Below are 26,444 nucleotides of genomic sequence, written 5' to 3'. Positions count from 1 at the left end.
GCAAAAGTAGCCATAACGGCATTGATTATATGGAGGAAACGCAAAAAATAAAGCTGGGGATTTCCATTGGGGACATCAACGGCATTGGGTGCGAAGTGGCACTCAAAACCTTTGAGGATGCAAGAATGTTGGATTTTTGCACCCCCATCCTATTTGCATCGAACAAGACCATTACCCAACAAAAGACCGATTTGGGCATTGATATAACCTTTAACGGGGCAAAGGATACTTCCCAAGCCGTGGATGGCAAGATCAATATTGTGAACGTTTGGAAAGAAGCTCCCCAAATTGAATATGGACAGGCCACCAAAGAAGCCGGGGCACTGGCCATTCAATCCCTAAAGGCGGCGGTTAAAGCTTTAAAAGATGGTGAGATCGATGTGCTGGTCACCGCGCCCATCAACAAGAACAACATACAGGCAGAGGATTTTAAATTCCCAGGCCATACCGATTATTTGGCCAAGGAACTGAAAGGGGAAAGCCTGATGTTCATGGTGGCGGATTCCCTGCGAGTGGGTTTGCTCACCGACCATATTGCGGTGAAGGATGTGGCACAGGCCATTACACCAAAATTGATTCGCAACAAAGTGGCTGTCATGGAAAAATCCCTTCAAATGGATTTTGGGATCCGCAGACCGAAAATCGCCTTGTTGGGCATCAATCCTCATAGTGGTGACAATGGAACGATTGGTGAAGAGGATGATAAGATATTGAAACCGGTGATCCAAGAACTGTTCAATAAAGGGACCTTGGTGTACGGTCCATATTCGGCCGATAGCTTTTTTGGTTCCAATACCCATCAAAATTTTGATGCCATATTGGCGGCCTATCACGATCAAGGCCTGATACCGTTCAAGACCCTTTCCTTTGGAAAAGGTGTGAACTACACTGCCGGATTGGACAAAGTACGCACCTCTCCCGATCACGGAACTGCCTATGAAATTGCGGGAAAAGGCAAGGCGGACGAGAGTTCGTTCAAGGAAGCGGTTTTCACTGCCATTCAGGTGTTTAGGAACCGAATGGAGTATATGGAATTGACCAAAAACCCCCTTCAAAAGCAAAAGATCAAACGTGGAGCCTAAAAAGTTGCACGATTTATAGATATTTGTTAGTGTTGGAATTGCAGTTTTATAAATAAGTAGTATCTTTGCACCCGCCTTTAGAGGCTGGTACACAAACCTTAAGTGTAGAAATGATGAAGCTGAAAGAGTTTAATATCCCTTTTTCAGGTCTGAAGTTGGGAAAACATGAATTTGTGTACGAGATTGACAATGCGTTCTTTGAATCTTTTGAATACCAAGAGTTTAACGGGGCTTCAATCCATACCAAGGCCATCTTGGACAAGATGAGCACAATGATGGAACTGCGAATTGAGGCAGAAGGCACCGTAAACGTGGATTGCGATCTAACAGGGGAACCTTTTGATCAACCCATCGAATCGGACCTGTATCTCGTCATCAAATTTGGTGAAGAGTACAATGATGAGGATGATGAGATCTTGATCATTCCCCACGGTGAGTTCCAGATCAACATTGCACAGTATATCTATGAAATGTTGGTGCTGGCCGTTCCACAGAAACGGGTACATCCTGGAGTTGAGGACGGCACCCTAAAATCGGACATCTTGGACAAGCTGGAAGAACTCCAGCCAAAAGAGCAAAAAGAACCATCGGAAAAAACAGATCCCAGATGGGATGATTTAAAAAAGTTACTAACGGATAAATAGGTTTATAATGGCACATCCTAAAAGAAAGACATCAAAAACCAGAAGGGACAAGAGAAGAACCCACTACAAAGCAGTTGCGCCAACCATCGCAAAAGATAGCGTGACAGGTGAGATGCACTTGTACCACAGAGCTCACTGGCATGAAGGTAAATTGTACTACCGTGGCCAAGTTTTGATCGACAAAGCAGAGGAAGAGACTGCAGCTTAATTGCATTCCTTTTAAAATAGACCAACTCCCGTTGCGTAACAGCGGGAGTTTTTTTATGGACCATGGTTAAATACAAAAACGGGCTATTTTTGACGGGAAAGTCATATAAAATGACTAATTTTCACCGCTTTTGGGTCAAATTTGAATGTTTTTGACAATAAAGAGAGGCTAAAATGAAGAAAACAACGGCAGCCATTACAGCTGTAGGAGGATATGTTCCAGAGTTCATTCTTTCCAATAAAATATTGGAAACCATGGTAGATACCAATGATGAATGGATAACCACACGAACTGGAATCAAAGAAAGAAGAATACTTAAGGAAGAAAATGCCGGAACATCTTTTATGGCCATTAAGGCTGCAGAAGATTTGATACAAAAAAGCGGGGTAGACCCTTCCGAAATTGATTTTGTATTGGTGGCCACGGCTACACCGGATCTACCGGTTGCGGCAACAGCGGCCTATGTGGCTTCCGAAATTGGTGCGGTCAACGCCTTTGCCTATGATTTGCAGGCGGCCTGTTCCAGTTTTTTGTATGGCATGTCCACCGCTGCGAGTTATATTGAATCTGGCAAGTACAAAAAGATATTGTTGATCGGGGCGGATAAGATGTCCTCTATCTTGGATTACACCGATAGGACCACTTGTATCATTTTTGGTGATGGCGCAGGAGCCGTACTTTTTGAACCCAATGAAGAAGGATTAGGCGTGCAGGATGAATATCTTCGTTCCGATGGTATTGGAAGACAGTTTCTCAAAATCGATGCAGGGGGTTCCATTTTACCCGCATCCGAAGAAACCGTTAAGAACAAACAACATTATGTATATCAAGATGGCAAATCCGTTTTCAAGTTTGCCGTTTCCAATATGGCCGATGTGTCAGCCTTGATCATGGAAAGGAACAACCTTACCCATGAAGATGTTCAATGGTTGGTGCCACACCAGGCTAATAGAAGGATCATTGATGCCACGGCCAACCGAATGGGTGTTGAGCCAGCTAAAGTAATGGTCAATATAGACCGTTATGGAAATACAACCTCCGCCACATTGCCCTTGTTGTTGTTCGACTACGAGAAGCAATTGAAAAAAGGCGATAATTTAATTTTTGCCGCTTTCGGGGGAGGATTCACTTGGGGATCCATCTATTTGAAATGGGCCTATAATTCTTAATCACGCAACTAACAAAAACGTATTCGATGGACATTAAGGAAATTCAGAATTTAATCAAGTTTGTGGCCAAGTCGGGTGCCAGTGAGGTAAAGCTCGAAATGGAGGATTTTAAGATCACTATCCGTACCGGAGCCGAAGCAAGCTATCCCGAAACAACTATCGTACAACAGATTCCAATGGCCCATGCGCCATCTGCACCAGCGGCCCACGCTCCTGTGGCCCAAGAAGCCGCGGCTCCAGTAGCCCAAGCTCCAAAAGCCGAAGATTCCAAATACATTACCATAAAATCCCCGATCATAGGAACATTCTACAGAAAACCATCTCCTGATAAACCTTCTTTTGTGGAAGTGGGTAGCAACATCAGCAAAGGCGATGTGCTTTGTGTGATTGAGGCCATGAAACTTTTCAACGACATCGAGTCTGAAGTTTCCGGAAAGATCGTTAAGATTTTGGTGGATGATTCCTCTCCTGTGGAATTTGACCAACCTTTGTTCTTGGTAGACCCATCATAGATAATTTTAAGTGCTAAATTTTAAGTGACTAAGCGTTAGTTATTTAAAACCATTTAAAATTTAGAATCCAGAATTTAAAATTGTATTCTATGTTTAAAAAAATATTGATTGCAAATAGGGGCGAGATTGCCTTGCGCATCATACGTACCTGTAAGGAAATGGGCATTAAGACCGTTGCGGTATATTCCAAAGCGGATGAAGAAAGCCTACACGTGCGGTTTGCGGACGAGGCCGTTTGCATTGGCCCTGCACCAAGTAGCGAATCGTATTTGAAGATTCCAAACATTATAGCCGCAGCGGAAATTACCAATGCGGATGCCATTCACCCAGGATATGGGTTCCTTTCTGAAAACGCTAAATTTTCCAGGATCTGTGCCGAGCACGATATCAAATTTATTGGTGCATCCGGTGACCAGATAGATAAAATGGGGGACAAGGCCACGGCCAAGGAAACCATGAGAAAAGCCGGCGTACCAACTGTTCCAGGTTCCGAAGGACTCTTGAAAGATGTGGAGCACGCCAAAAAGGAAGCCAAGAAAATGGGCTATCCTGTAATGATAAAGGCCACCGCTGGTGGTGGAGGTAAGGGTATGCGCGCCATTTGGTCCGAAGATGAAATAGAAAAGAGCTTTGAAAGCGCTGTAAAGGAAGCTACTGCCGCCTTTGGCAATGGTGGAATGTACATGGAAAAGCTTATTGAAGAACCCCGTCACATTGAAATTCAAGTGGTGGGCGATCAATATGGAAAAGCGTGTCACCTTTCCGAAAGGGACTGTTCCGTTCAGCGTCGTCACCAAAAGTTGACCGAGGAGACCCCGTCGCCTTTTATGACGGATTCCCTTCGTGATGAAATGGGTAAAGCCGCTGTAAAAGCTGCGGAATATATCAAATATGAAGGTGCCGGAACCATAGAGTTTTTGGTGGATAAACACCGGAACTTCTACTTTATGGAGATGAACACCCGTATTCAGGTAGAGCACCCCATTACCGAACAGGTGGTGGATTACGATTTGATCCGTGAGCAGATTTTGGTTGCTGGCGGTGTGCCGATTTCAGGGAAGAACTACTATCCAAAATTGCATTCCATCGAGTGTAGGATCAATGCCGAAGATCCTTACAACGACTTTAGACCATCTCCGGGAAGGATTACGACCCTTCACACACCAGGAGGTCATGGCGTTCGTTTGGACACCCACGTGTACAGCGGTTATGCGATTCCACCAAACTACGATTCCATGATCGCCAAGTTGATTACCACTGCACAAACCAGGGAAGAGGCCATCAATAAAATGCGTAGGGCATTGGACGAGTTTGTGATCGAGGGTATTAAAACGACCATTCCGTTCCATCGACAATTGATGGACCATCCAGATTATTTGGCAGGTAACTATACTACCAAGTTCATGGAAGGTTTCAAGATGGACCCAAAATATCAAGACGAACATTAATTTTAGACCCCGATGCAAGTCGGGGTTTTTATTTTATGCAACTGAGCTATTGGGAATATAAAACGTGGTTCTCCCAAGTGGATTTCACTATCATTGGCAGTGGGATTGTTGGGTTGAACTGTGCCATTCATCTCAAACAAAAACACCCCAACAGTTCAGTTTTGGTGCTGGAAAGAGGGAGTCTTCCCCAAGGGGCAAGCACCAAAAATGCCGGTTTTGCCTGTTTTGGAAGTATTTCCGAGATTTTGTCTGATCTAAAGTCCCATTCCGAAGAAGAAGTGGTGCAATTGGTGCAGAAGCGCTGGGAGGGCATTCAAAACCTTAGAAGCCTTTTAGGTGACGAAGCCATCGGTTTTGAACAACATGGTGGCCACGAACTTTTTGTAGAACACAACACCGAATTGTACGAAAAATGCCTGGATGAAATGGAACGGTTGAACAAAATGCTTCAACCTGTTTTTGGCCAAAATCCTTTTGTAACACACCCAAATAGCTTTGGTTTTGGGAAAATTAAAGAAAACTATATCACCCATGAGTTGGAAGGACAATTGGATACGGGGATGATGATGCAGGGGCTCATCCAAAAATGCCTCTCCTTGGGCATTCCTATATTGAATGGGGTGGAAGTGGATACCGTTCACGAAAATGGTAAAAGTGCAACCATTATCACTAAGGATTTTGAGTTTTCTACCAAGAAAGTCTTTGTAGCCACCAATGGTTTTGCATCCAAACTTTTGCCTGCTGAAACCATTCAACCGGCACGTGCACAGGTTTTGGTCACCGAACCCATAAAAAACCTGAAAATCAAGGGAACTTTTCATTTTGATGAAGGCTATTATTATTTCAGGAATATTGATGACCGTATTCTTTTTGGAGGTGGCCGCAACCTCGATTTCAAGACTGAAGAAACCACTGAATTTGGTCAGACCCCAATCATTCAAGACCAATTGGAGGAATTATTAAAGGAGATGATACTGCCCCATCAACAGGTAAAAATTGACCGAAGATGGAGTGGCATCATGGGAGTGGGGGGTCAAAAGACCCCGATAGTTAAGCGTATTTCCAATTCCATATGTTGTGGCGTCCGCCTAGGTGGTATGGGCGTGGCCTTGGGCAGCCTTGTTGGCAAGGAACTGGCGGAATTGGCCGACGAATAAGTATCAGCTCAAGTTCAACCACATGTAGCTTTTTTGAACTTGTATTTGAATTTTGATACTTTAACTTGGAATTCAAATCATCCTACCATCCAACAGGTTGATGATCCGTGAACCGTATTCCGCATTTTTTTCGGAGTGCGTTACTTGAATGATGGTAACACCTTCATCATTCAATTGTTTGAAAAGCTCCATGATTTCTTCACCCTGTTTGGAGTTCAGATTTCCTGTAGGTTCATCGGCCAAAATCAATTTTGGATTGGAAATCAAGGCTCGTGCAATGCCCACCAATTGCTGTTGACCACCACTCAACTGCGCAGGAAAGAGGTCTTTTTTACCCACAATACTGAAACGGTCCAACATATCGGCCACCATGGCTTTGCGTTCAGATCCCTTGAATTTTTTATAGATCAAGGGCATTTCTAGGTTTTCCTGTACGGTCAACTCGTCTAAAAGGTGATAGGATTGAAATACGAAACCGATGTATTCCTTATACAGGTTGGCCCTGTGTTTTTCTTTCAAATCATGAACCGATTCCTCCAAAAAATTGTATTCCCCTTCATCAAAGGTGTCCAGCATTCCGATAACGTTGAGCAAAGTGGATTTTCCCGATCCCGAAGGCCCCATAATGGAAATGAATTCCCCTTCCTCTACTTCGAGATTGATGTCCTTCAACAAAAAAATACGTTGGCCCCCGGAGTTGACCCATTTGAAGATGTTGTTAAGTTGTAATAGCATGATATATTTTTATTCGGTTCTTAAACTTTTTACTGGGTTTGCCGATGCGGCCTTGACGGTTCTTGTTCCCACGGTAACAAAGGCAATGAGAGTAGCTAGCAGTCCGGCTCCCAAAAAGAACAGTGGACTTAAAGGTACATGAAAGGCATAGTTCTGCAACCATTCATTCAAAAAGTACCAGGCTACGGGAGTGGCGATAACAAAGGCGATGCCAACCAATTTCAAGAAATCCTTGGTGAGGAGTAACGCTACTGAAGAGACACTGGCCCCAACCACTTTGCGTACCCCAATTTCCTTGGTGCGCTGTGCCACCACCAACATGGAAATGGCAAAAAGCCCGATACAGCTCAATAAAATTCCAAGGATACTTCCACTGGTAATGATAGTCGCCATGGTTTTTTCACGCCTGAAGGTACGGTCTACATTCTCATCCAAAAAGGACCCCAAAAACTCTGCTTGCGGCTCAATTTTTTCCCAAGCCGATTTGATGTCATCGAAAGAGTTGGCAATATTTTGTGGAGCAACTTTCACATAGGCATAATAAAGGTCCCAATCTTTGTTCATGAACAAGGTCAAAGGCTGTATGTCTCTGCTGATATCTTGAAAATTAAAATCTTTGACCACTCCAATAACCGAATAGGTTACATTACCCTCGTCCATGGGAATGGTTATGGAAAGTGGGTCTTCTTCACCCAGCTGTTTGGCCATGGTTTCGTTGATGACCAAACTAAGGCTGTCCGTGGCAAACTCCCTATTGAACATGCGCCCGGCAACCAATTGAAGGTCCAACGTTTTGGCATAATCAAAGTCAACCGTCAAGGCATTGGTGACCACTCCTCGACCCTTGTAATCAAAACCCATCATGCTACTGGATTGGCTTCCGTCCAACCCCCTACCCAGATTATTGTCGGCACCTGAAACACCCATGATATCCGTATTGTTTTTAAGCTCATCACGAAGTAGTTCTACCACACTGTAGCCGTTCTTTTTTCCATTTAATGGGATTGATATTACTTGTTCCTTATTAAAACCCAAGTCTTTGTTTCGCATAAATTCGATTTGTCCGTGCAACACAAGGGTGCCTGTGATCAACAAAATGGCGATGGCAAATTGTAGCACGATCAAACTATTACGCAAACGGTTCTTGCCCATTTCCATTTTTCCTTTTAGGGCCCTAAGCGTACCCAATTTGCTCATCAGCAAGGCAGGATACCCTCCTGCAATAAGGGTAATAATGAAGATGGCAAGAGCAAAAAGTATAAGTACACTGGGTTGGGTGACATCGGCAAATGAAGCTTTGGTACGAAAAAGGGTCTTGAACGGATTCAAGAGTAGATTGCTTGCCACCAATCCCAACAAAACAGAAACAACAAAGACCAAAAGGCTTTCCATCCAAAACTGAAAGAACAGTTGCTTTTTAATGGCCCCCAAAGTCTTACGCATTCCTATTTCCTTCAATCGTTTTTCACTAAGTGCGATGCTCATGTTGATAAAATTGGCACTCACTATAAAAATGATCACGAAGGCTATGCCCAAGATCATGAAAGGAAAAACCCGGTCTACTTTGGCCGTACCAGTTGTGTAGGATGCAAAATGTCTATCGGCGATGGGCATCAGATGGAATTGTTTATATCTCCCATCTGCATTGGGAACGGCACCGTCACGGATATCACTTTCAATCCCGCCCTTGTAGTGAAGTTCTGTGAATGGAATTGTGTTTTTTTCGAACTGGGCCACGGACACCCCTTTTTCCAATTGAAGATAGATTGGATGGAACTGTGAGTCCCAAACATCTTTGTTGGAAAGGTATTCCGGGTGGTTCTCAAACGGCACCACAATTTCAAAGTCAACACTACTATTACTTGGGGTATCCGCCAGCACGGAAGCAATGGTATAAGGTTGTTCTTCCCGTCCTATTTTTAGGGAAATAGTCTTCCCAACCACATTATCTGTGGTTCCAAATATTTTTTCGGCCGCTTTTTCGGTTATTCCCACACTGTTTTTTTCGGGCAGGGGGTTTGTGGAATTCCCCAAAATGGCGGGATAGGTGAAAATCTCAAAAAAGGAAGGGTCTACATATTCGGCATCGAGGTTCAATTCTTTGGAATCGTAAGTAATCAGAACATCTTCGCTCACTGCCCTTGAAATATGTTTGATGCCCGGCACTTCTTCTTCCAAGGTCGGGGCCAAGGGCACTGGGTTTGATAAACTGATTTCCGGGCCTCTGGGGGTTTGATGGGCAAGATAAAGTTGATAGGCCGAATCCTTGTTCTCATGGAAATTGTCAAAGGAGAGTTCAAAAAGGGCGGTCATGGTCAGGAGAATGGCCACAGCAAAGGCACAGGTAAGCCCCACAATATTGGCCAGGGTGAAGATTTTGTTCTTCAATAAATTTCGCCAAGCAATCTTAAAATAATTTTTGAGCATGATTTTGGTTTTTTGATTTGATGTTTTTTATTCGGATCTAAGGGATTCCACTGGGTTGGTCATGGCCGCCTTAAGACTTTGCCAGCTTACGGTAAGGAGCGCAATCATTAAGGCCAATATTCCTGCCAATGCAAAGACCCACCAACTCAAAGGGGTTTTATAGGCAAAAACACTGAGCCATTTGTCCATGGCATACCATGCAACGGGAACAGCAATGACAAAGGCCAGCCCGACCCACTTCACAAAATCCTTGTTCAATAGGGAAAGAATTTGGGTAATGGTCGCTCCGTTTACCTTTCTGATCCCAATTTCCTTTGTACGTTGTAAGCAGGTATATGATGTTAGCCCGAACAATCCCAAGGAGGCAATTAGAATGGCAAGCACGGTAAAAAGCTGAAAGGCCTTGGCAAACTTCTGTTCATCTTTAAAGAGTGCCTCATATTTCTGATCCAAAAAGGTGTAGTTGTAGGTGCTTACCGGAAAAATCTGATGCCATATCCTGTTCATGTCATCCAAAGCCTTTTCGGTATTTCCCATGGTCATGGCCTTCCTGTCCAATTTCACCAAAACGTTCTGGGAATTTCTTGTATGTCGTATGACCATTGGCACCACAGGGGACTTCATTCCAGAATGGTTGTAATCTTTGATTACCCCGGCCACGGTCCAATCTGCTCCCCAATAGTTAATGGTTTTTCCAACAATACTTTCCACATCGGTGACCTCCATGAAATGCACCATCTTTTCATTGATCACGACATTGTTGCTCGATTTTTGACTGGTTTGTATGAATGGTCCTCCGGCAACAAATTCCATTCCCATTACATCAAAATATTCGGCCCCGACACTATAGTTGTACCAGATATGCTTTTCATCTGTTTTCCCATTAGGGAACGTAATCCCCATATTGGAATTTAAATTGTCAAAAGAATCTCCTGGGTAGGTTCCAGCTCCTGTGACCTCTGCGATGTAGGGGATTTTCCTGAGCTCATCCTCAAAGGCATCAAAACTCATATTGAACAATGAGTCGGATGTTTTGTTGAGCACCTGCCCCTTTAAGGCGATGACAGGTTCCAAATTGGCCCCAATGGGGCGGTTTTTGAGAAAATGGATCTGCTTATTGGCCACAAAGGTGCCGATCAACAAGGCGATAGTGGCCACGAACTGACACACGACCAGGGATTTGATAAAGAATGCTCCCCCTGAAGAGGTCTGTGCCTTTCCTTTGAGGGCCTTGGTGGGGTTGAACCGGGTGAGTACAAATGCGGGATAAAAAGCGGCCAATGAAGCACCGACCAACATAATGGCCAAATAGGGCAAAAGGGACATCAATTGTGCCTTATCCAACCCTAAATCTTGTTCCACCAGGTCATTAAAACTTGGGAGCAGAATATAAACACTCAACATGGCAAGAATAATGGCGACAAAATTCAAAAGGGCCGACTCCAAAAGAAACTGAAGGGCCAGTTGAGGTTTTTTGGCCCCAACCACTTTTCTGATGCCTACTTCCTTGGCCCTTTCCAACGATTTACTACTGGAAAGGTTCATGTAATTCATCCAACAGAGCAGTAAAGTAATAAAGGCGATAATGGCCAAAAACCTAACATTGTTGCCGTTACCGTTGGTTTCTGCCTCATAGGGTTTGTTGGAATTCAGGTGTATATCCTCAATGGGTTCAATATGGTGTCTTTCGTTTTTCAGCCCCTCTGGGACATAGTCCATGATTTTTTGTCCCAACTGGGCAATATCGGCATTTTTGTCAACCTTTATATAGGTGAAATATGCATTTTGGTTCCACGTATAATCCCAATCCTGTTTAAATCTTTCCCAGGTATAAAAGGTTTTGAAGGAAACCAGAAAATCGTTTTTTAAATGGGTATTGTACCCTTTGTTGTCCATTGTCCCCGTTACGGTAAACAACAAGTCACCCGATCCTGCAATTTTCAAGGTCTTTCCTAGGGGGTCTGCATCACCAAAGATTTTTTTTGACAAAGCGGTGCTCAGTACAATGGAATAGGGCTCACTCAAGGCATTGGCAATATCCCCTTTTTCCAAAGAGCGATCAAAGACATCAAAATATGTAGGGTCTGCCAAGGAAGCGGTATTATGGTCAAAAATCCCGTCATCGTGCAACAGCACCACTTCACCCAATCGCCTCAGCCTTGCAAATTCCTCAATCTCGGGAAACTGCTCTTGGAGCGCGGGGCCACTTAAAATGTAGGCATTGGCATCTCCAGGGACATATTTTCCACCTTCAAGGTAGTCCATGTATACGCGATACACGCGGTCGGAGCCTTCAAATTTGTCATAACTGTGCTCATGGTTCACATACAACATGATGAGTATGAAGGAAGCAATCCCAACAGTCAACCCAAAGATGTTGATGAAAGAATACAATTTGTTCTTGAAGAGGTATCGACTCGCTATTTTTAGATAGAGTTTATACATGCTTTAAGTTTTTGTTTGTTTATGAAGGGCGGAAGAAAATCATTCCGACCTCAAACTTTCCACCGGATTAATGTTCGCCGTTCTATAGGTTCTAGTTCCGATGACCGCCAAAGCCACCAAGACCATTCCAACACCACTGGACATGAACACCCACCAACTAAGGGTAGTTTTATAAGCGAAGCCTTGGATCCATTCTTCAATCAGGTACCAGGCAATGGGCACGGAAAGGACAAAAGCGATACCTACCAAAAGAAGAAATTCCTTGCACAGCAACATATTCAATTGGGCCAAATTGGCGCCCAAAACTTTACGGACCCCAATTTCCTTGATGCGTCGTTCCGTGGTATAGACCACGAGCCCCAAAAGTCCCATACAGCTGATCAATATGGCCAATCCCGTGGCCCATTTCAACAATTGAACGGTACTCTTCTCCTTTCTGTAAAAGCCTTGTACGATCTCATCCATGAACTTCACTTTTACTTCTTCATCAGGATATACAGCAGCCCAGGCATTCTCTACTTGTTCGATGGATTCCGACCATTGTTCGGAATTGTTGCCCAAATCAAAATGAATGGAATTGATCATAGAAAAGCTTCGGTTTTTCCAATTGCCGGTCAGGGCAAGGGGCCGAATGTCCGATTTAAGGGATCGTTGGTTGAAATCCTTCATCAACCCTACTACTGGGATGTTCATGGTATCCAATTTTAACATGGTTCCCACTACTTCCGAAGGCTCTTGGAATCCCAACGCCTTGGCAAATGCCTCGTTTACCACATACTCTTGAATACTATCGTTCAATCGTTCCCTACCGGAAAGTATGGGAATGTTATAGGTTTTTAAATAGTTGATATCGCCCCAGAGAATTTCGGTTTCCTGGTGCATTTCCGCTCCATCTTGAAAATAGGTCAACATGGTAGACGACACGCTATTGGAAGCTGGCGGATTGTTGGCCCAACTAACATTGGAAAGCCCTTTGATCTCTTTGATTCTTTCCAAAAGGCGTTCCTTTTTCTGTTCGGTGTTGTTGTTCCACGGAAGGTTCACGTAGGCAATGGCATCTGTTTTAATCCCCATGTCCTTGTTCATGACGTAGTACAACTGCTTGCCAACCAACATGGTAGATATCACAAAAACCTGGGCCACAACAAATTGGAATACAGTCAGGGTCTTTCTTAAACGAACTCCCTTGTCACCTTTGACAAATTGGCCCTTTAGCACAGATACTGGTTTGAACCTAGATAATACAAAGGCGGGATAAAAACCGGAAAGGATGCTCACCACTAAAATCAACAGAACAATTCCTAAAATTCCCTGTGGGCTAAAGAGAACCCCAAGATTGATTCCGGAAGGAAGAAAATCCATAAACTGCTGTAAAAGCAATGGGGCCAAGAACAAGGAAACTACTGCAGCCAAGGAGGTCAAGATCAACGTTTCGCCCAAAAACTGACGCACCACTTGTTTTTTAGAGCTGCCCAAGGTTTTACGGATCCCTATTTCCTTTGCCCTGGTCAACGCTTGGGCAGAATTTAAATTGATGAAGTTGGCACAGCCCAAAAGCAATAGGAAAAGGGCAACAAAAGCTAGACTTTTAAGTACCGACATGCTGGCAACATGCTCTGAATTATTGAAGGGAAAATCCCCGTATTTACCTCCAAAATGGATTTCCGAAAGGGGCTGTAAAACAAACAAACGATCATCATCAACGGCCCAAGGTTCCATGTTTTTATGTTCCAAGGCCAAGGCATCCAATCGGGACTGTATTTCGTTCAATCGAGACAAATCCGCTACTTTGATGAACAGTTGGTCCCCTGAACTGGTGCTGTTCCATTGGTCGCTTGTGGTGATGTCCTGCTCATCGAAAATTTTCGCCGATGCCATGGACATGAACTCGGTAAAGTTCAAATCGCTCTTTTCCTTAAAGTCGGCCACTACACCGGTTACCTTAACGGGAATGGAATCGTTGTACACAAGGGTCCTCCCCACCACGTTGGCCATTTGGGTATGTGGAAAATAGATTTCAGCTTTTTTTTGCGAGAGTACTACCTGTCCAGGGCCGGAAAGTGCAGTTGCCTTATCACCGGCCAACCATTCATATTGGAACAACTCAAAGTAAGCATCATCGGCCATAATGGAGTTTTCAATATCCTTGAAATCCAGATTGGCCTCCCTGTTCTGCACCTTGTAAAAAGTAGTGTTCATGAAAGGAGCGGTTACTTCCACACCCGCAACCCCTTCCTGAAAAGTCCGCATCAAAGGGACCGCCACACCCCGGTTGGAGAATTCCCCTTCCTTGGATTTGAACACGGATACTATGCGATAAATGCGGTCTCCGTCTGTATGAAACTTATCAAAAGAGAAATCATAGTACACAATGGCCCCGATGACCATAGCTGCACAAAGGCCAATAGAAAGCCCTATTACATTGATGAAGGAAAAGAGTTTGTTCTTTAAAATACTTCTCCAGGCTATTTTTAAATTGTTCAATATCATGGTTAGTGGTTTATTCCGATCTGAGACTTTTTACTGGATTTACGATAGCCGCCTTTATACTTTGATAGCTTACCGTTAAAAGGGCAACCCCTACGGCCATCAATGCTGATAGGGCAAAAATCCACCAAGGGATGTTGATATGGTACGAGAAATCCTGTAACCATCGGTCCATGGCATACCATCCCAAAGGAAGGGCGATGACCACGGAGAGGCCTACAAGTTTTAGGAAATCCATGGAAAGGCGATATACAATTTGTCCGACCCCGGCGCCCAACACCTTACGCACCCCAATTTCCTTCACGCGTTTTTGTGCATTGAAGGCGGCCAAGCCAAGTAAGCCTAAACAGGCAATCATGATGGAAAGCACGGTAAAGATCATGAAGATTTGTCCCAATCGCTGTTCAGCTTCGTAGCTGGTGTTGAAGGAATCGTCCATAAAATAATGTTCAAAGGGCTGTGACGGGGCAAGGTCACGCCAAATGGTTTCAATCTCGGAAATCGTTCGGGCAACATCGCCACCATGCAATTTTATGGCCAGATTACTGGCATAATCGGCACCGTAAAATAACCCAAGGGCAGATACTTCATCCCGAAGGGATTCAAAATGAAAATCTTTAATTACGCCAACCACGGTTATGATGGAGCCATCCTGAAAATCATTGACGAATTGCGAGCCAATCACCTCTTCGGGAGTTTTACCCAAAATGGCCACAGCTTTTTCATTTAAAAGAATGGCAGAGGAATCGCTTGCAAAATGATCTGTATCAAAATTTCTTCCTGCCACCATGGAAATGCCAATGGTAGAAAGATAGTCCTCATCTACCTGCCATTGTTGCATATTCAGGGCCTTCTCCATGCTTTGGTCTTCGGCACGTAAAAAAGTACCACTGCTTCGGGACGAAGGGGTGGGAAGGTAACTGCTCAGAGAAGCGGTATTCACTTGACTTAACCTTAAAACGGCATCCTTGAAGGCGGTCTTTTTACCTTCCAAGGCATTAACACCCTGTATGATCAATACCTCATCCTTGGCGTAACCAAGGTCTTTTCCTTGGATATATTGCAATTGCTGGAAAACGGTCAAAGTACCCATGATCAGGAATACCGAGATGGAAAATTGAAGGATTACGAGCGCATTGCGAACGCGCCCTCCCCCGATGGCATTATCCCCTTGTCCCTTAAGCACTTTAGCTGCTACAAAACGAGACATGAATAGAGCAGGATAGCTTCCCGATAAAACCCCGAGGGCCAATGCAGCCAATAGCAAGGTCAACCAAAAAAACGGACTAGCGAATGGTATGGATAGGTCCTTGCCACTAAGTTCGTTGTAAAAGGGCATGGCCACTGCGGCAATTATAATGGCAAACACCAAAGAACCCAAGGCAATCAATCCGGATTCGGTCAAGAATTGTCCGATCAAGCTGCTTCGCTGCGAGCCTAACGTTTTTCGAATACCGACCTCTTTGGCCCTTTTTAGTGAATGCGCGGTGGACAGGTTCATAAAGTTGACACTTGCCAAAACCAATAATATCAAGGCAATTGCCCCAAGGATATACACGTTCTTGATATCGCTTACCGCACTGAATTCCGGACTCCGTTTAGAATGTAAATGAACATCGGTTAGTGCAATGGTGGAATAATACATATAGTTGCCAGAGTCAATGAACTGTTGCTCCGTAATACCCGGGAAGAACCTCTGCGCATAGGGAATCAAATATTTTCCAACCATACTCTGCAGCCCTTCTTGAATGTTCTCCACCTTGGCACCGGGAATCAATTTGATCAAAGTATAGTAATTGTGGTTGCCCCATTCGGCCAGTTGAGCGTCTTCATAGCCGGCCATGGAAAGGAAAATGCCCCGATCCTTTAAAAAGGAATTTTCAGGCAAATCTTCAATGATTCCAGAGACGGTGTACGTTTCCTGATCGTTCAAGACCACGGTTTTGCCCAATGCCTGATCAATCGGGAAGTGTTTTTCTGCGGCCGTTTTGGTCATCACCAAAGTGTTGGGTTCGGTTAGGGCTGTTCTGGCATCCCCATGAAGTAGTTCGATACCAAGCATTTTAAAGACGGTAGAATCGGCATAGGTAACCGAGGCTTCCCGAACATTGCTTCTGGCTTCTTGCTGACGGATGAAAACACTGCCCACCCCCCTAAAACGGGTAACGAGTTCCACATCGGGTATGTCGTTCATAATGGCTTGTGCCATAGGGGCCGAAACTTCTGCTAGTTTTTCTTCTTTGCCCCCAAATTTCATATCGGCATTCAGCCTGTAGATGCGGTCTGCATCTGCGAACATGGTATCGTGGCTGAGTTCGTCATAAATGTAAAGTCCCAGCAAAAGCCCACCAGCCATTCCTATAGCTAATCCAAATGTATTTAGGAAGGTGAAGAACGGCTGTTTTTTTAGGCTTCTCCAGGCGATTTTTAGGTTGTTTTTGAACATGATCTTTTTAGTTTGTCGTTTTTTGATGTGTTATTCTATGCGCAAGCTTTTAACGGGGTTGGCAATGGCCGCTTTAATGGCTTGGTAACTGATGGTAAGCAAGGTAATGGCCATGATGATGACCACCGCCAGCACAAATATCCACCAGTTTAAGGGCGTTCTATACTCGAAATTTTCGAGCCATTGGCTCATAAAGTACCAGGCGATCGGTGTGGCAATGACCCCGGCAATAAGGATGAGTTTCAGGAAATCCTGCATGACCAATCCTACGAGACTGGAGAGTCCGGCACCCAATACTTTTCTAATCCCGATTTCCTTGGTTTTTTGTACCACAAAGAAGAGGATGAGACCGTAGATGCCTAGACATCCGATGAAAATGGCCAGTCCAGAAAAGATGCCGATTAACGATAGGAAACGTTGCTCAGTCTGGTACAGTTCCGCTACGCGATCATCCAAAAAGGCATATTCAAAAACGTATTCCGGAAACGCGGTAGACCATTCATTTTCAATATGTTGTAATGCGTTTTTAGCAGAGGCCATATTGATTTGTATGGCAAGTTCAGAATAGATCTGGGTTACAGGTGCAATGAAAATGGGGTTGATCTTTTGATGGAAATCCCCATCATGAAAGTCTGCAATTACTCCAACAATTTTACCTACTGCAAAACCATTGCTTACATTTATCTCTTTGCCAAGCAGTTCATTGGGATCGTTAACGCCAACTTTTCTCATGAATTCCTCATTGACGATCATTTCGTCCACCGTGTCCTTTTCAAAAAAATTACGACCGGCTACCAGTTCAAGGGCAAAGGCATCCAGATAATCTTTATCAGCTCCCTTCACTTGAATGTTGAACTCTTCAGGTTCAGGGCGGTTATCGAAATTGACATTGGTCCCCCAGTTATTGTCCCCGGCACCAGGGGAAGCAAAACAGGCCGTAAGGTTTTCAACTCCTGAGTTTTGAAGGATTCGCTCTTTCAAGCCTTGAAGTTGTGGCGTTTCTATTTGTTCGGGAATTTCAACCATTACTATACCATCTTTTGCAAAACCCAAGTCTGATTTGATGGCATACTTTAATTGTTTGCCGACCACAATGGAACCGATGATCAGTACAATGGAAATGACAAATTGGGTCACCACGAGTGTCTTACGTGTTAGGTAGCCACCTGTATCGTTATGGGAAAGTTTTCTTTTGAGGGCCAACACGGGTGCAATCCTGGCCAAAAGTACGCCAGGGTAGCTCCCTGCCAGCAAGGTGACTAATCCCAACAACAGCACTATAAAACCTAAAAACTTTATATCCAACAATTCCTTAAAGGATAGCTCCAACCCAAAAACGGTGTTGAATGAGGGCAATACCAGCAAACACAGGGCAGCTCCCAACACCAAGGCCAACACACTAACAATGAGGGTTTCTGCCATAAATTGCCAGAACAGCTCCCGCTTGTAGCTGCCCAAAACCTTGCGTACCCCAACTTCTTTGGATCGGTTAATGGACTGTGCCGTTGAAATGTTGATGAAGTTGATACTGGCCACCACCAATATGAAAAGTCCGATCAGGGAAAATATCCAGAGTGATTTAACATCGATTCCACCACTGTAGCGTGCATCAAAATGAATGTCCTTCAATGCCTGAAGCTTGTAGTGGTGTACGTTTTTGGAATTGGGCCTGAACTTTTGCACGTACCCTTTCAGTTGCTCCTCAATTTGGGGGATATCTTGGTTAGGACGCATGAGGGCATAACAGTGAAGCGAAGAATTGATGCCGCCCCAACTTTCTGACGACATAAAACCATCATAACTTTTTAGGGTATCGAAAGAAAGAAAAACCTGGGCCTGCGTCAATGTGGTCTTTGGAAAGTCTTTTAGCACCCCGGTCACCTTTATGGTTTGATCGTTTTCCAGCACAAAGGTTTTGTTGATGGGGTCCGCACCCCCGAACATCTTTTGGGCCATCTGCTCTGTGATCAGTGCAGTATTGGGCTCCGAAATTGGGGCTGCGTTGGAACCATCCACCAAGGGATAATTAAAAATTTTAAAGAAGCCGGTTTCAGTGAAGGCAATGTCTGCCTTTAACTGCTTTTTGGCTCCGTTTTCATCCAAGGTGATGAGCCAATTTCCCCGATCTGCACTTTTGGCAACGATTTCTGCATAGTCATAATCCTGTTTAAATGCATTGGCAAAACCAGGGGGCACGGCGGCCTCATAGTCAATAAGGTCACGGTGCTCTTCCGTATTGAACCGATAGATGCGGTCTGCATTTTGATGGAAATTATCGAACTGCAGGTGATATTGAACAAAAAGGAATATCAAAATACTGCACCCAAACCCCATGGAAAGGCCTAGAATATTGATGAATGAGAACCCCTTTCTTTTTACAAGGTTTCTCCAAGCTATTTTTAGGTTGTTCTTAAACATGACGGTTCTTTTTTTGGTTTTTATTCGGTTCGTAAACTTTTTACTGGATTTGCTGTTGCAGACTTGATCGCCTGAAAGCTTATTGTAAACAAAGCAAGAAGAAGTGTTCCAATCGCAGCCATGATGAACATCCACCAACTAATGGATATCCTATAGGCAAAATTTTGTAGCCATTGGTTCATTAACCAATATGCCGTGGGAGATGCGATTATGATAGCGAGTACCACAAGCTTCAGAAAATCTAAAGACAAAAGCGTGGTCACATTGCCTATTGAAGCTCCTAAAACTTTGCGAATACCTATTTCTTTTCTTCGCTGTAAGGCGATAAAAGTCGCCAATCCAAATAGACCCATTACCGCAATCAATATGGCAAGACCTGTGAAGGCACTAAAAATTAGGGCCAGACGATCCTCTGCCTTGTATTGCGCGTTAAAAGTCTCATTTAGGAAATGGTATTCAAAAGGTTTTTCAGCATCGTATTTCTCATAAACCGCTTTCATTTGTTGTAAGGTAGAGGGGATGTTGGAGTTAGGTGCGATCTTGGCATAGACGACCCCGCCGTACTTTGCCCATGGGGCAGTTTCATCTTCAGTTTTATTTATCAGTAAACACAGAGCATCTATTTTATGGTGAAGAGAGGTATAGACAAAATCTTTTAAAACCCCATTAATTACATATTGCCCGTTTATTTTTTGGGTGATCGGATTTCCTTCAAGGTTTAATTTTTCAATGGCCATTTTATTAATAATGGCAACAGTTTTTTGGCCATTTAATAACAGAGAATCGATAGGGGGAGTTTCCCACTTCAGATTCAACATCGAGATAAATTTTTCATCAACAGTAAGGGTTGGCAAAAAGATCATTGCATCATCATTATTGCTTTTTACCCCCATCATATTATGCCCTTTATATAGTGGAAGAATTGCGATACTGGATTGCAGGACTTCAGGAATAGCTTGTATTTCCTGTTTAAAAGGGTAGACATGCGTTCCAGCATCAGCTGAAAAAGGTAACATCACAATATTTTCCCTATCTATACCAGTATCTATGTGTCTGAAAAAATACATTTGCCTATCGATTACGATTGCACAAATAATTAGTATAGTAGAAATGCCAAATTGAAAAATGGCAAAAAACTTCCTAACGCTAGCACCGCTGCTCTGTGCACTTAATTTTCCATGTAAAACAACCATTGGTCTATAAGCGGACAATAGTATTGCGGGATAAATGGCCGCAAGCAATATGGTCAGGACCAGTAATCCCACAAGGGAAACAAGCATCTGCGGGGCATATAAAAATGAATTGTCCATTTGAATGTCCAAAAGGCCGAAAAAGAATGGTTGTACCGTTAAACAGAGAAAATATCCCAACACAAATGAAATGACCGTATACAATGCAGATTCAAAAAAGAATTGTAGTGCAATGGCCTTTCTGTGGGCACCCAACACTTTTCTGACACCAACCTCTTTGGATCGAGTTGTGGATCGTGCCGTGGAGAGACTAGCATAATTTACAAGTGCAAGAAGTAAAATAAGGATGGCCACCAATGGGAATATTTTTATATACCTACTATTGGCAAAATCACTCCCAAAATGTAAACTTGTTAATGGTCTGAGAAGATATTTTTTGTTTACGTCATCTTCTTTTTGACCACTGATATTGAGTAACGCGGCCTCCACAATAGCTGGATCTGATGATTTAGCCAAAGAGAAATAAGTGGTGAAATCGGAATAATCCTCCTTTAATGATTCCTGGTATTCCTCCATGGATGCCATACTGGAAATGGACGCCACAAAATCAAAGGCAATATTTGAATTTGAAGGTGTAATTTTGGCGACTCCCCTTACCGTAAAAATATATTGGTCGTTATATAAAAATGTCTTTCCAATTGGATTTTGCCCGCCAAAGTATCTTTCTGCAATATTTTGTGAAATAACTGCGGAAAAGGGGCTTTTTAATACCTCATCACGGTCTCCCTGCAGCAAAGGAAAGCTGAAAAAGCTGAAAAAATTGGGATCGGCAAACAAGAAATTATCCTCGGAAAATTTTAATTCGGGATATTCAGGATTCTGGATGGTAACGTTCTCAAAATTCTTTTTATACCGAAGATAATCTTCTATGGAAGGAATTTCCTGTTTGCTTTTAGGGCCTTCAGAATAGCCCATATAGGGCATGTATATGGGATCTTTGCCAAATGTTATTTCAGTCTCGCCCAGATAAATATTATCTGCATTTTCATGAAACTTGTCATAACTGTATTCATGACCTAGGTATATAACTATCAGCATGCATGCAGCAAGTCCCAACGATAGACCAATAATGTTTATCGATGAATAAATCTTGTTTCTTATCAAGTTTCGCCACGCTATTTTCAGATAGTTCTTTATCATGATTAATATTTATTCGGTTCGTAAACTTTTAGTTGGGTTGGATCGGGCCGCTTTAATCGCCTGAAAACTGACCGTGACCACGGTAACCAACAAGGCGCCGATCATGGCCAAGGCAAAAATCCACCACTTGAGGATCACGCGATAGGGATATTCCTGCAACCAGCCGTTCATGATATAATAAGCAATGGGAACGGCAATAAAGCAGCTGATGATGACCAGTTTCAAGAAATCTTTGGACAACATGTTCCAAACGTTGAAAACGGAGGCCCCCAATACTTTTCTGACCCCAATTTCCTTGGTACGTTGCTCGGCCACAAAAGAGGTTAGGCCAAAAAGCCCCAAACAACTGATCAAGATGGCCAATCCCGTAAAGATTCCGGATAGGGTTCCGATGCGCTCTTCAGCGGCAAATTTTTCCCCATATTCCTCATCCACAAAATCATATTGAAACGGAATTTTGGGGAAATGCTCCTTGAAAACCCGCTCTACAATAGCAATGTTCTGGCTGGCACTTTGGTTGGGGTTCAACCTAAGGTTGTAGTAGGAACCATTGCCGTACTTATCGAACACATACATACCTTGTTTTACCGGTTCGTAGGGAGATTGGGCAATCATGTCCTGCACCACACCAATGATTTTCAAAGGTGGACTGGGATCTTCCTCATCGTCATCTTTGATAAATTGTCCTATAGGATTTTTCAATCCCATGTATTTCACAGCTGTCTCGTTTAACAGCACCGCATTGGAATCGGAGGGGAATTCCCTTGAAAAATCCCTTCCTTCCACGATCTTCAGGTTGAGACTCTTGGCATATTCAGGGGATACTTCGGTCCAGGCAAGATCTTCTTGGAAACCTTCCGGTTTTCCTTCCCAAACAAATCCACTTCTGTTGGACCAAATATTTGTGGTCGGGGCACTGGAGGTGGACATTTCCATAACGGCTCCCGATTTGATAAATTCATCGCGCATCAATTCAAACTTACCTGTAAAATCTTGGCTCATGGTCGGGATCTGAACCAATCCCTCCTTATCATAACCTATGGGCCTGTTCTTGGCATAATTGATCTGTTGCATTACAATTACGGTACCGATAATGAAGGCAACCGAGACGGTAAATTGGAGTACCACCAATATTTTTCGTGGCAATCCGGAGTGTTTGCCGGCCTTGAAGGTGCCCTTGAGAACATCCACCGGTTTAAAAGAAGATAGGTATAAGGCGGGATAACTTCCTGCCAAAAGAGCTGTGAACAAAATGAAGAGAAGCGAAGCGCCCCAAAATTCCATTGAACCCCACGGAAAAGCCATTTCCTTTCTTGCAAGTTCGTTAAATCCGCTCAAAGAAAGCACCACGATCAACACGGCAATGACGAAAGCAAAAAGTACGACCAAGAAGGATTCTCCCAAAAATTGGTTGATCAACTGGTTACGTTGTGACCCGATGGATTTGCGGATACCCACTTCCTTGGCCCTTTTTTCGGACCGAGCGGTGCTCAGGTTCATGAAATTGATACAGGCCAAAAGGAGCACAAACACACCGATAATGGCGAACAACCAAACGTACTTGATTCTTCCCCCGGTCTGTTTCCCGTTTTCAAAATTGGATCGGAGGTGCCAATCTTCCATGGGGAAAAGGAACAGTTGTGGGTTGAATTCCTCCGTGTTTTGGTTTAGGGTCTTTTTTACATCTTTTACGGTTGCGGTGACCCTATCCATTGTGGTATTGTCCGCAATTTGAACAAACATCTGGAAGGAGTTGTTCCCCCATTGATCCTCGGCGTTTTTGATCCATTCGTTCACGGATACATATTTGTCCCAAGGCATAAGAAATTTGGTGTCAACAAAGGAGGCATTGAAAGGAATGTCCTCATATACAGCGGTCACCATCATGTCATATTGACTGTTCACCTCAACGGTTTTGCCAATGGGATCCTCGTCACCAAAGAGGGCCTTTGCGGTGGATTCGTTCAACATTATGGAATTGATTTCTCGCAGGCCATCCTTTTCGCCTTTCAAAATGTTGAGGTCGAGTAAATGGGGAGCATCACGCTGCATAAAATTACCATCGCGAGAAATACTGGTTTCCTTGTATTTTAAATACTGTGGATTGTTCCAGGAAGACATCACCAAGTACTTAAAGTTGTCCATATACCCATCCCTGAAAGCTTTTTCCAAAGGTCTTGGTATGGCAGGACCCGTTCCTGTTTCCCCATTGAAGGTTTGGGACTGGAAAATTTGGGCGATCTGGTCCTTGTTCGTAAAGTAATCGTCGTGACCGAGTTCATCCTTTACCCACAACCCAATGATCAGGGCAACGGCCATGCCCAGGGCAAGTCCACCTACGTTGATGATCGTGTAGGCCTTATGTTTGGTAAGGTTCCTCCAGGCAATTTTTAAATAGTTCTTAAACATGATTTTTCGATTTTGATTGATGATTTATTCTGACCTTAAGCTTTTGGCCGGATTCACCAAGCCTGCCCGTATGGATTGATAACTGACGGTAAGCAATGCAATGCCAAGCGAAATACCTCCCGCTAGGGCAAAAACCCACCATTTGATGTCTATTCGGTATGCAAAGTCTTCCAGCCACCTACTCATCATGTACCATCCGATAGGTGTGGCTATGAGAATGGCGATGAAGATCAATTTCATGAAATCCATGGTCAGCAATTGATAGATACTTTTGAAAGGGGCACCCAAAACCAAGCGGATGCTGATTTCCTTTTTTCGTTGTTCCACTAAAAAGGCCGATAGGGCAAAAAGGCCCAAACAAGCTACAAGGATGGCAAACAGCGCAAAACTGTTGAAGATTTTACCCATCCGTTGCACATCATCGTGCATGTGGGCAAACTCTTGGTCCAAAAAGGTATATTCAAACGATTGTTGAGGGACATATTCTTGCCAAATGGAAGCAACAGAAGCAATGGCCTGCGCCGTTTCACCTTCGTTCAATTTTACGGAGATCATACTTGGACTTTCCCCTATGACCAACGCTAAGGAGGCAATGTCCTCTTTCAGGTTTTTAAAGTGAAAATCTTCCACCACCCCGATGATGGTCCAATCCTGTCCGTTGTTGATGCGTGTCCCAATTGGGTTTTGCAGTCCCAATTCCTTGGCCATGGTAGTATTGATCACTATAGCCGTGGAATCGCTAGCAAAATCTTTCGAAAACGCTCTTCCTTTTTGGATATGAAGACCAAGCGTATTCACGTAATCATAATCTACACGCCAAATTTGGGCGGGCACGGAAATTTCTTGGCTGCCCTCATTGATCATACCAAAGGTGTTCCCGTTTCGTTTGGAACCTTCCACAGGGAGATAATCACTAATGGTCACGGATTTTACATCTGTCAAGCCTAAAAGTCTTTCCTTAAAAGATTCTACATTGTCCTTTAATAAATTGGTTCCTTTGATGACCAATACTTGATCTTTGTTGAAACCCAACTTTTTATCCATGATGTAGTTCATCTGTTTGTAGATGATCAAGGTGCCTATGATCAACACTACCGAAGTGGTAAATTGAAACACGACCAAACCACTTCTCAGCTTACCACTCTTGCTGCCGGTACTCAACGACCCTTTTAGCACGTTCACGGGTTTGAATGCGGAGAGATAGAAGGCGGGATATAGCCCTGCCAAGACCCCAACGAACAATGCAGCAATAAGAATCACGGGCAAAAACCACCAATCTGCCCAGGGCATTATTATATGTTTGGCTGCAATGGAATTAAAGGTGGGCAATAAGGCCCATGCCAACAATACACCAATGGCAAAGGATAGAAAACTGTAGATGACAGACTCGGTTAAAAATTGGCTTACCAAATTGCCCCGGAAGGCTCCCACTGTTTTTTTGAGGCCCACTTCCTTGGCCCTATTGGCAGATTTTGCAGTAGATAGATTGATGAAATTGATTACGGCCAACAACAACACAAATATGGCAATGGCAGCAAAGAGCCAAACAAAACGGATATCTCCGTGCCGTAACCCATCACCCATTTTAATGTCGGACTTTAGGTGAATATCGCTTACAGGCTGAAGTTTGTACTCCATGGTTTTATAAACCTCCATAAATTCAGCGCTACGCATCCTTTTCATGTAAGCGGGAATCACATATTCCCTTAAAATGGCGCCCATTTTCTTCTCCAAAGAAGCAATGTCCGTTTTATCATCAACCAAGAGATAGGTAAAGTAATTGTTGTTTGACCAACTCATATTGGTATCCTCAATGGCCAATAAGAAATTGAAATCCAAGTGTGATTTTTCCGAAGGATTTTCCTTGATGACCCCGGTAACCGTATAAGGCCTATTGGCGTTATCGTCAAGAAAAATGGTCTTGCCGACCGCATTTCCCTCGGGAAAATATTTGGACGCCTTGGAGGCAGTTAGTACTACGCTTTGTGGACTGGTGAGCACTTGCTTGGGGTTTCCTTCCAACAATTCGAACTCCATGATATCAAAAACCCCTTGATCCGCATAAATGAAACCGTCTTCAAAATTGTTTTGCATGGTACCCACAGGGCGCAAAGGTCTTCTCCCCGCTCCAAATAGTTCACTGGTATTGATCTTGCCGGCTTCCAGAATTTCAGGAAAAGTAGATTGCAAGGTTTCGGCCAAGGGTAGCTGAAAATGCACACTTTTCATCACCTCGCCATTCATCCGTCCTTGCATGACCACTCGGTACATGCGGTCCTTGTTCTTATAATGGTTGTCGTAGCTCAGTTCATTTTTGATGAAAAGGGCTATTAAAAGGCAGGCCGCTATTCCAACGGCAAAACCACCAATTTTAATGGTGGTAAAGAGCTTGTCCTTTCTGATGTTTCGCCAAGCGATCCGTAAATGGTTTTTAAACATGATAGTTCTTTTTTGATGATGATGAGGT

16 protein-coding genes are annotated in these 26,444 nt (G+C 43.7%); 7 read left to right on the top strand and 9 right to left on the bottom strand.

Annotated features, from left to right (window positions below):
- The first annotated feature begins 29 nt into the window (after positions 1-29).
- The 7 genes from pdxA to LKX84_RS07815 all read left to right on the top strand — a co-directional run bounded on the left by pdxA (position 30) and on the right by LKX84_RS07815 (position 6,220).
- Positions 30-1,082: a 4-hydroxythreonine-4-phosphate dehydrogenase PdxA gene (gene pdxA, locus LKX84_RS07845; protein ID WP_228236581.1), complete on the top strand. Its 1,053-nt coding sequence runs from the start codon at positions 30-32 to the stop codon at positions 1,080-1,082.
- A gap of 110 nt (positions 1,083-1,192) precedes the next feature.
- On the top strand, positions 1,193-1,726 hold the full coding sequence (locus LKX84_RS07840; RefSeq protein WP_228236580.1) for a YceD family protein: 534 nt from the start codon (positions 1,193-1,195) through the stop codon (positions 1,724-1,726).
- A 7-nt stretch (positions 1,727-1,733) separates the two neighbouring features.
- Positions 1,734-1,934: a 50S ribosomal protein L32 gene (gene rpmF / locus LKX84_RS07835; protein ID WP_119640925.1), complete on the top strand. Its 201-nt coding sequence runs from the start codon at positions 1,734-1,736 to the stop codon at positions 1,932-1,934.
- A gap of 173 nt (positions 1,935-2,107) precedes the next feature.
- Complete coding sequence (locus LKX84_RS07830; RefSeq protein WP_228236579.1) at positions 2,108-3,103, top strand: beta-ketoacyl-ACP synthase III; 996 nt, start codon at positions 2,108-2,110, stop codon at positions 3,101-3,103.
- 26 nt (positions 3,104-3,129) lie between these two features.
- Positions 3,130-3,615, top strand: a complete 486-nt coding sequence (accB, locus tag LKX84_RS07825) for an acetyl-CoA carboxylase biotin carboxyl carrier protein (protein ID WP_228236578.1) — start codon at positions 3,130-3,132, stop codon at positions 3,613-3,615.
- Positions 3,616-3,704: 89 nt separating this feature from the next.
- Positions 3,705-5,063, top strand: a complete 1,359-nt coding sequence (gene accC, locus LKX84_RS07820; protein ID WP_228236577.1) for an acetyl-CoA carboxylase biotin carboxylase subunit — start codon at positions 3,705-3,707, stop codon at positions 5,061-5,063.
- A 35-nt stretch (positions 5,064-5,098) separates the two neighbouring features.
- On the top strand, positions 5,099-6,220 hold the full coding sequence (locus tag LKX84_RS07815; protein ID WP_228236576.1) for an NAD(P)/FAD-dependent oxidoreductase: 1,122 nt from the start codon (positions 5,099-5,101) through the stop codon (positions 6,218-6,220).
- A 72-nt stretch (positions 6,221-6,292) separates the two neighbouring features.
- Here LKX84_RS07815 and LKX84_RS07810 read toward each other — a convergent pair whose 3' ends face one another.
- Genes LKX84_RS07810 through LKX84_RS07770 form a run of 9 tightly spaced genes read right to left on the bottom strand, consistent with a single transcriptional unit; the run spans position 6,293 to position 26,416 of the window.
- Complete coding sequence (locus tag LKX84_RS07810; protein WP_228236575.1) at positions 6,293-6,955, bottom strand: ABC transporter ATP-binding protein; 663 nt, start codon at positions 6,953-6,955, stop codon at positions 6,293-6,295.
- A 9-nt stretch (positions 6,956-6,964) separates the two neighbouring features.
- Positions 6,965-9,382: an ABC transporter permease gene (locus tag LKX84_RS07805; protein ID WP_228236574.1), complete on the bottom strand. Its 2,418-nt coding sequence runs from the start codon at positions 9,380-9,382 to the stop codon at positions 6,965-6,967.
- A gap of 27 nt (positions 9,383-9,409) precedes the next feature.
- Positions 9,410-11,827, bottom strand: coding sequence for an ABC transporter permease (locus LKX84_RS07800; protein ID WP_228236573.1), 2,418 nt, complete (start codon positions 11,825-11,827; stop codon positions 9,410-9,412).
- Between the two features lie 39 nt (positions 11,828-11,866).
- The gene (locus LKX84_RS07795; protein ID WP_228236572.1) at positions 11,867-14,317 is read right to left on the bottom strand and encodes an ABC transporter permease; all 2,451 of its coding nucleotides are present in this window, start codon (positions 14,315-14,317) and stop codon (positions 11,867-11,869) included.
- Between the two features lie 10 nt (positions 14,318-14,327).
- Positions 14,328-16,760, bottom strand: a complete 2,433-nt coding sequence (locus LKX84_RS07790) for an ABC transporter permease (RefSeq protein WP_228236571.1) — start codon at positions 16,758-16,760, stop codon at positions 14,328-14,330.
- Positions 16,761-16,790: 30 nt separating this feature from the next.
- The gene (locus LKX84_RS07785; protein WP_228236570.1) at positions 16,791-19,178 is read right to left on the bottom strand and encodes an ABC transporter permease; all 2,388 of its coding nucleotides are present in this window, start codon (positions 19,176-19,178) and stop codon (positions 16,791-16,793) included.
- 20 nt (positions 19,179-19,198) lie between these two features.
- A complete protein-coding gene (locus tag LKX84_RS07780) occupies positions 19,199-21,568 on the bottom strand; it encodes an ABC transporter permease (RefSeq protein WP_228236569.1) in 2,370 nt (789 codons plus the stop codon).
- Positions 21,569-21,577: 9 nt separating this feature from the next.
- Positions 21,578-23,977, bottom strand: coding sequence for an ABC transporter permease (locus LKX84_RS07775; protein WP_228236568.1), 2,400 nt, complete (start codon positions 23,975-23,977; stop codon positions 21,578-21,580).
- A 24-nt stretch (positions 23,978-24,001) separates the two neighbouring features.
- The gene (locus LKX84_RS07770; protein WP_228236567.1) at positions 24,002-26,416 is read right to left on the bottom strand and encodes an ABC transporter permease; all 2,415 of its coding nucleotides are present in this window, start codon (positions 26,414-26,416) and stop codon (positions 24,002-24,004) included.
- Positions 26,417-26,444 lie beyond the last annotated feature (28 nt).

Source organism: Allomuricauda sp. M10 (assembly GCF_020782875.1).
Taxonomy (GTDB): Bacteria; Bacteroidota; Bacteroidia; order Flavobacteriales; family Flavobacteriaceae; genus Flagellimonas.
The sequence above is the reverse complement of the archived record's forward strand: the minus strand, read 5'-3'. Positions and strand labels throughout refer to the sequence as shown.

What these genes read in the sequence shown, in the direction of transcription:
- pdxA (WP_228236581.1), top strand. Translation starts at nt 30, where the DNA reads ATGGAGGAAACGCAAAAAATAAAGCTGGGGATTTCCATTGGGGACATC.
- LKX84_RS07840 (WP_228236580.1), top strand. Translation starts at nt 1,193, where the DNA reads ATGATGAAGCTGAAAGAGTTTAATATCCCTTTTTCAGGTCTGAAGTTG.
- rpmF (WP_119640925.1), top strand. Translation starts at nt 1,734, where the DNA reads ATGGCACATCCTAAAAGAAAGACATCAAAAACCAGAAGGGACAAGAGA.
- LKX84_RS07830 (WP_228236579.1), top strand. Translation starts at nt 2,108, where the DNA reads ATGAAGAAAACAACGGCAGCCATTACAGCTGTAGGAGGATATGTTCCA.
- accB (WP_228236578.1), top strand. Translation starts at nt 3,130, where the DNA reads ATGGACATTAAGGAAATTCAGAATTTAATCAAGTTTGTGGCCAAGTCG.
- accC (WP_228236577.1), top strand. Translation starts at nt 3,705, where the DNA reads ATGTTTAAAAAAATATTGATTGCAAATAGGGGCGAGATTGCCTTGCGC.
- LKX84_RS07815 (WP_228236576.1), top strand. Translation starts at nt 5,099, where the DNA reads ATGCAACTGAGCTATTGGGAATATAAAACGTGGTTCTCCCAAGTGGAT.
- LKX84_RS07810 (WP_228236575.1), bottom strand. Translation starts at nt 6,955, where the DNA reads ATGCTATTACAACTTAACAACATCTTCAAATGGGTCAACTCCGGGGGC.
- LKX84_RS07805 (WP_228236574.1), bottom strand. Translation starts at nt 9,382, where the DNA reads ATGCTCAAAAATTATTTTAAGATTGCTTGGCGAAATTTATTGAAGAAC.
- LKX84_RS07800 (WP_228236573.1), bottom strand. Translation starts at nt 11,827, where the DNA reads ATGTATAAACTCTATCTAAAAATAGCGAGTCGATACCTCTTCAAGAAC.
- LKX84_RS07795 (WP_228236572.1), bottom strand. Translation starts at nt 14,317, where the DNA reads ATGATATTGAACAATTTAAAAATAGCCTGGAGAAGTATTTTAAAGAAC.
- LKX84_RS07790 (WP_228236571.1), bottom strand. Translation starts at nt 16,760, where the DNA reads ATGTTCAAAAACAACCTAAAAATCGCCTGGAGAAGCCTAAAAAAACAG.
- LKX84_RS07785 (WP_228236570.1), bottom strand. Translation starts at nt 19,178, where the DNA reads ATGTTTAAGAACAACCTAAAAATAGCTTGGAGAAACCTTGTAAAAAGA.
- LKX84_RS07780 (WP_228236569.1), bottom strand. Translation starts at nt 21,568, where the DNA reads ATGATAAAGAACTATCTGAAAATAGCGTGGCGAAACTTGATAAGAAAC.
- LKX84_RS07775 (WP_228236568.1), bottom strand. Translation starts at nt 23,977, where the DNA reads ATGTTTAAGAACTATTTAAAAATTGCCTGGAGGAACCTTACCAAACAT.
- LKX84_RS07770 (WP_228236567.1), bottom strand. Translation starts at nt 26,416, where the DNA reads ATGTTTAAAAACCATTTACGGATCGCTTGGCGAAACATCAGAAAGGAC.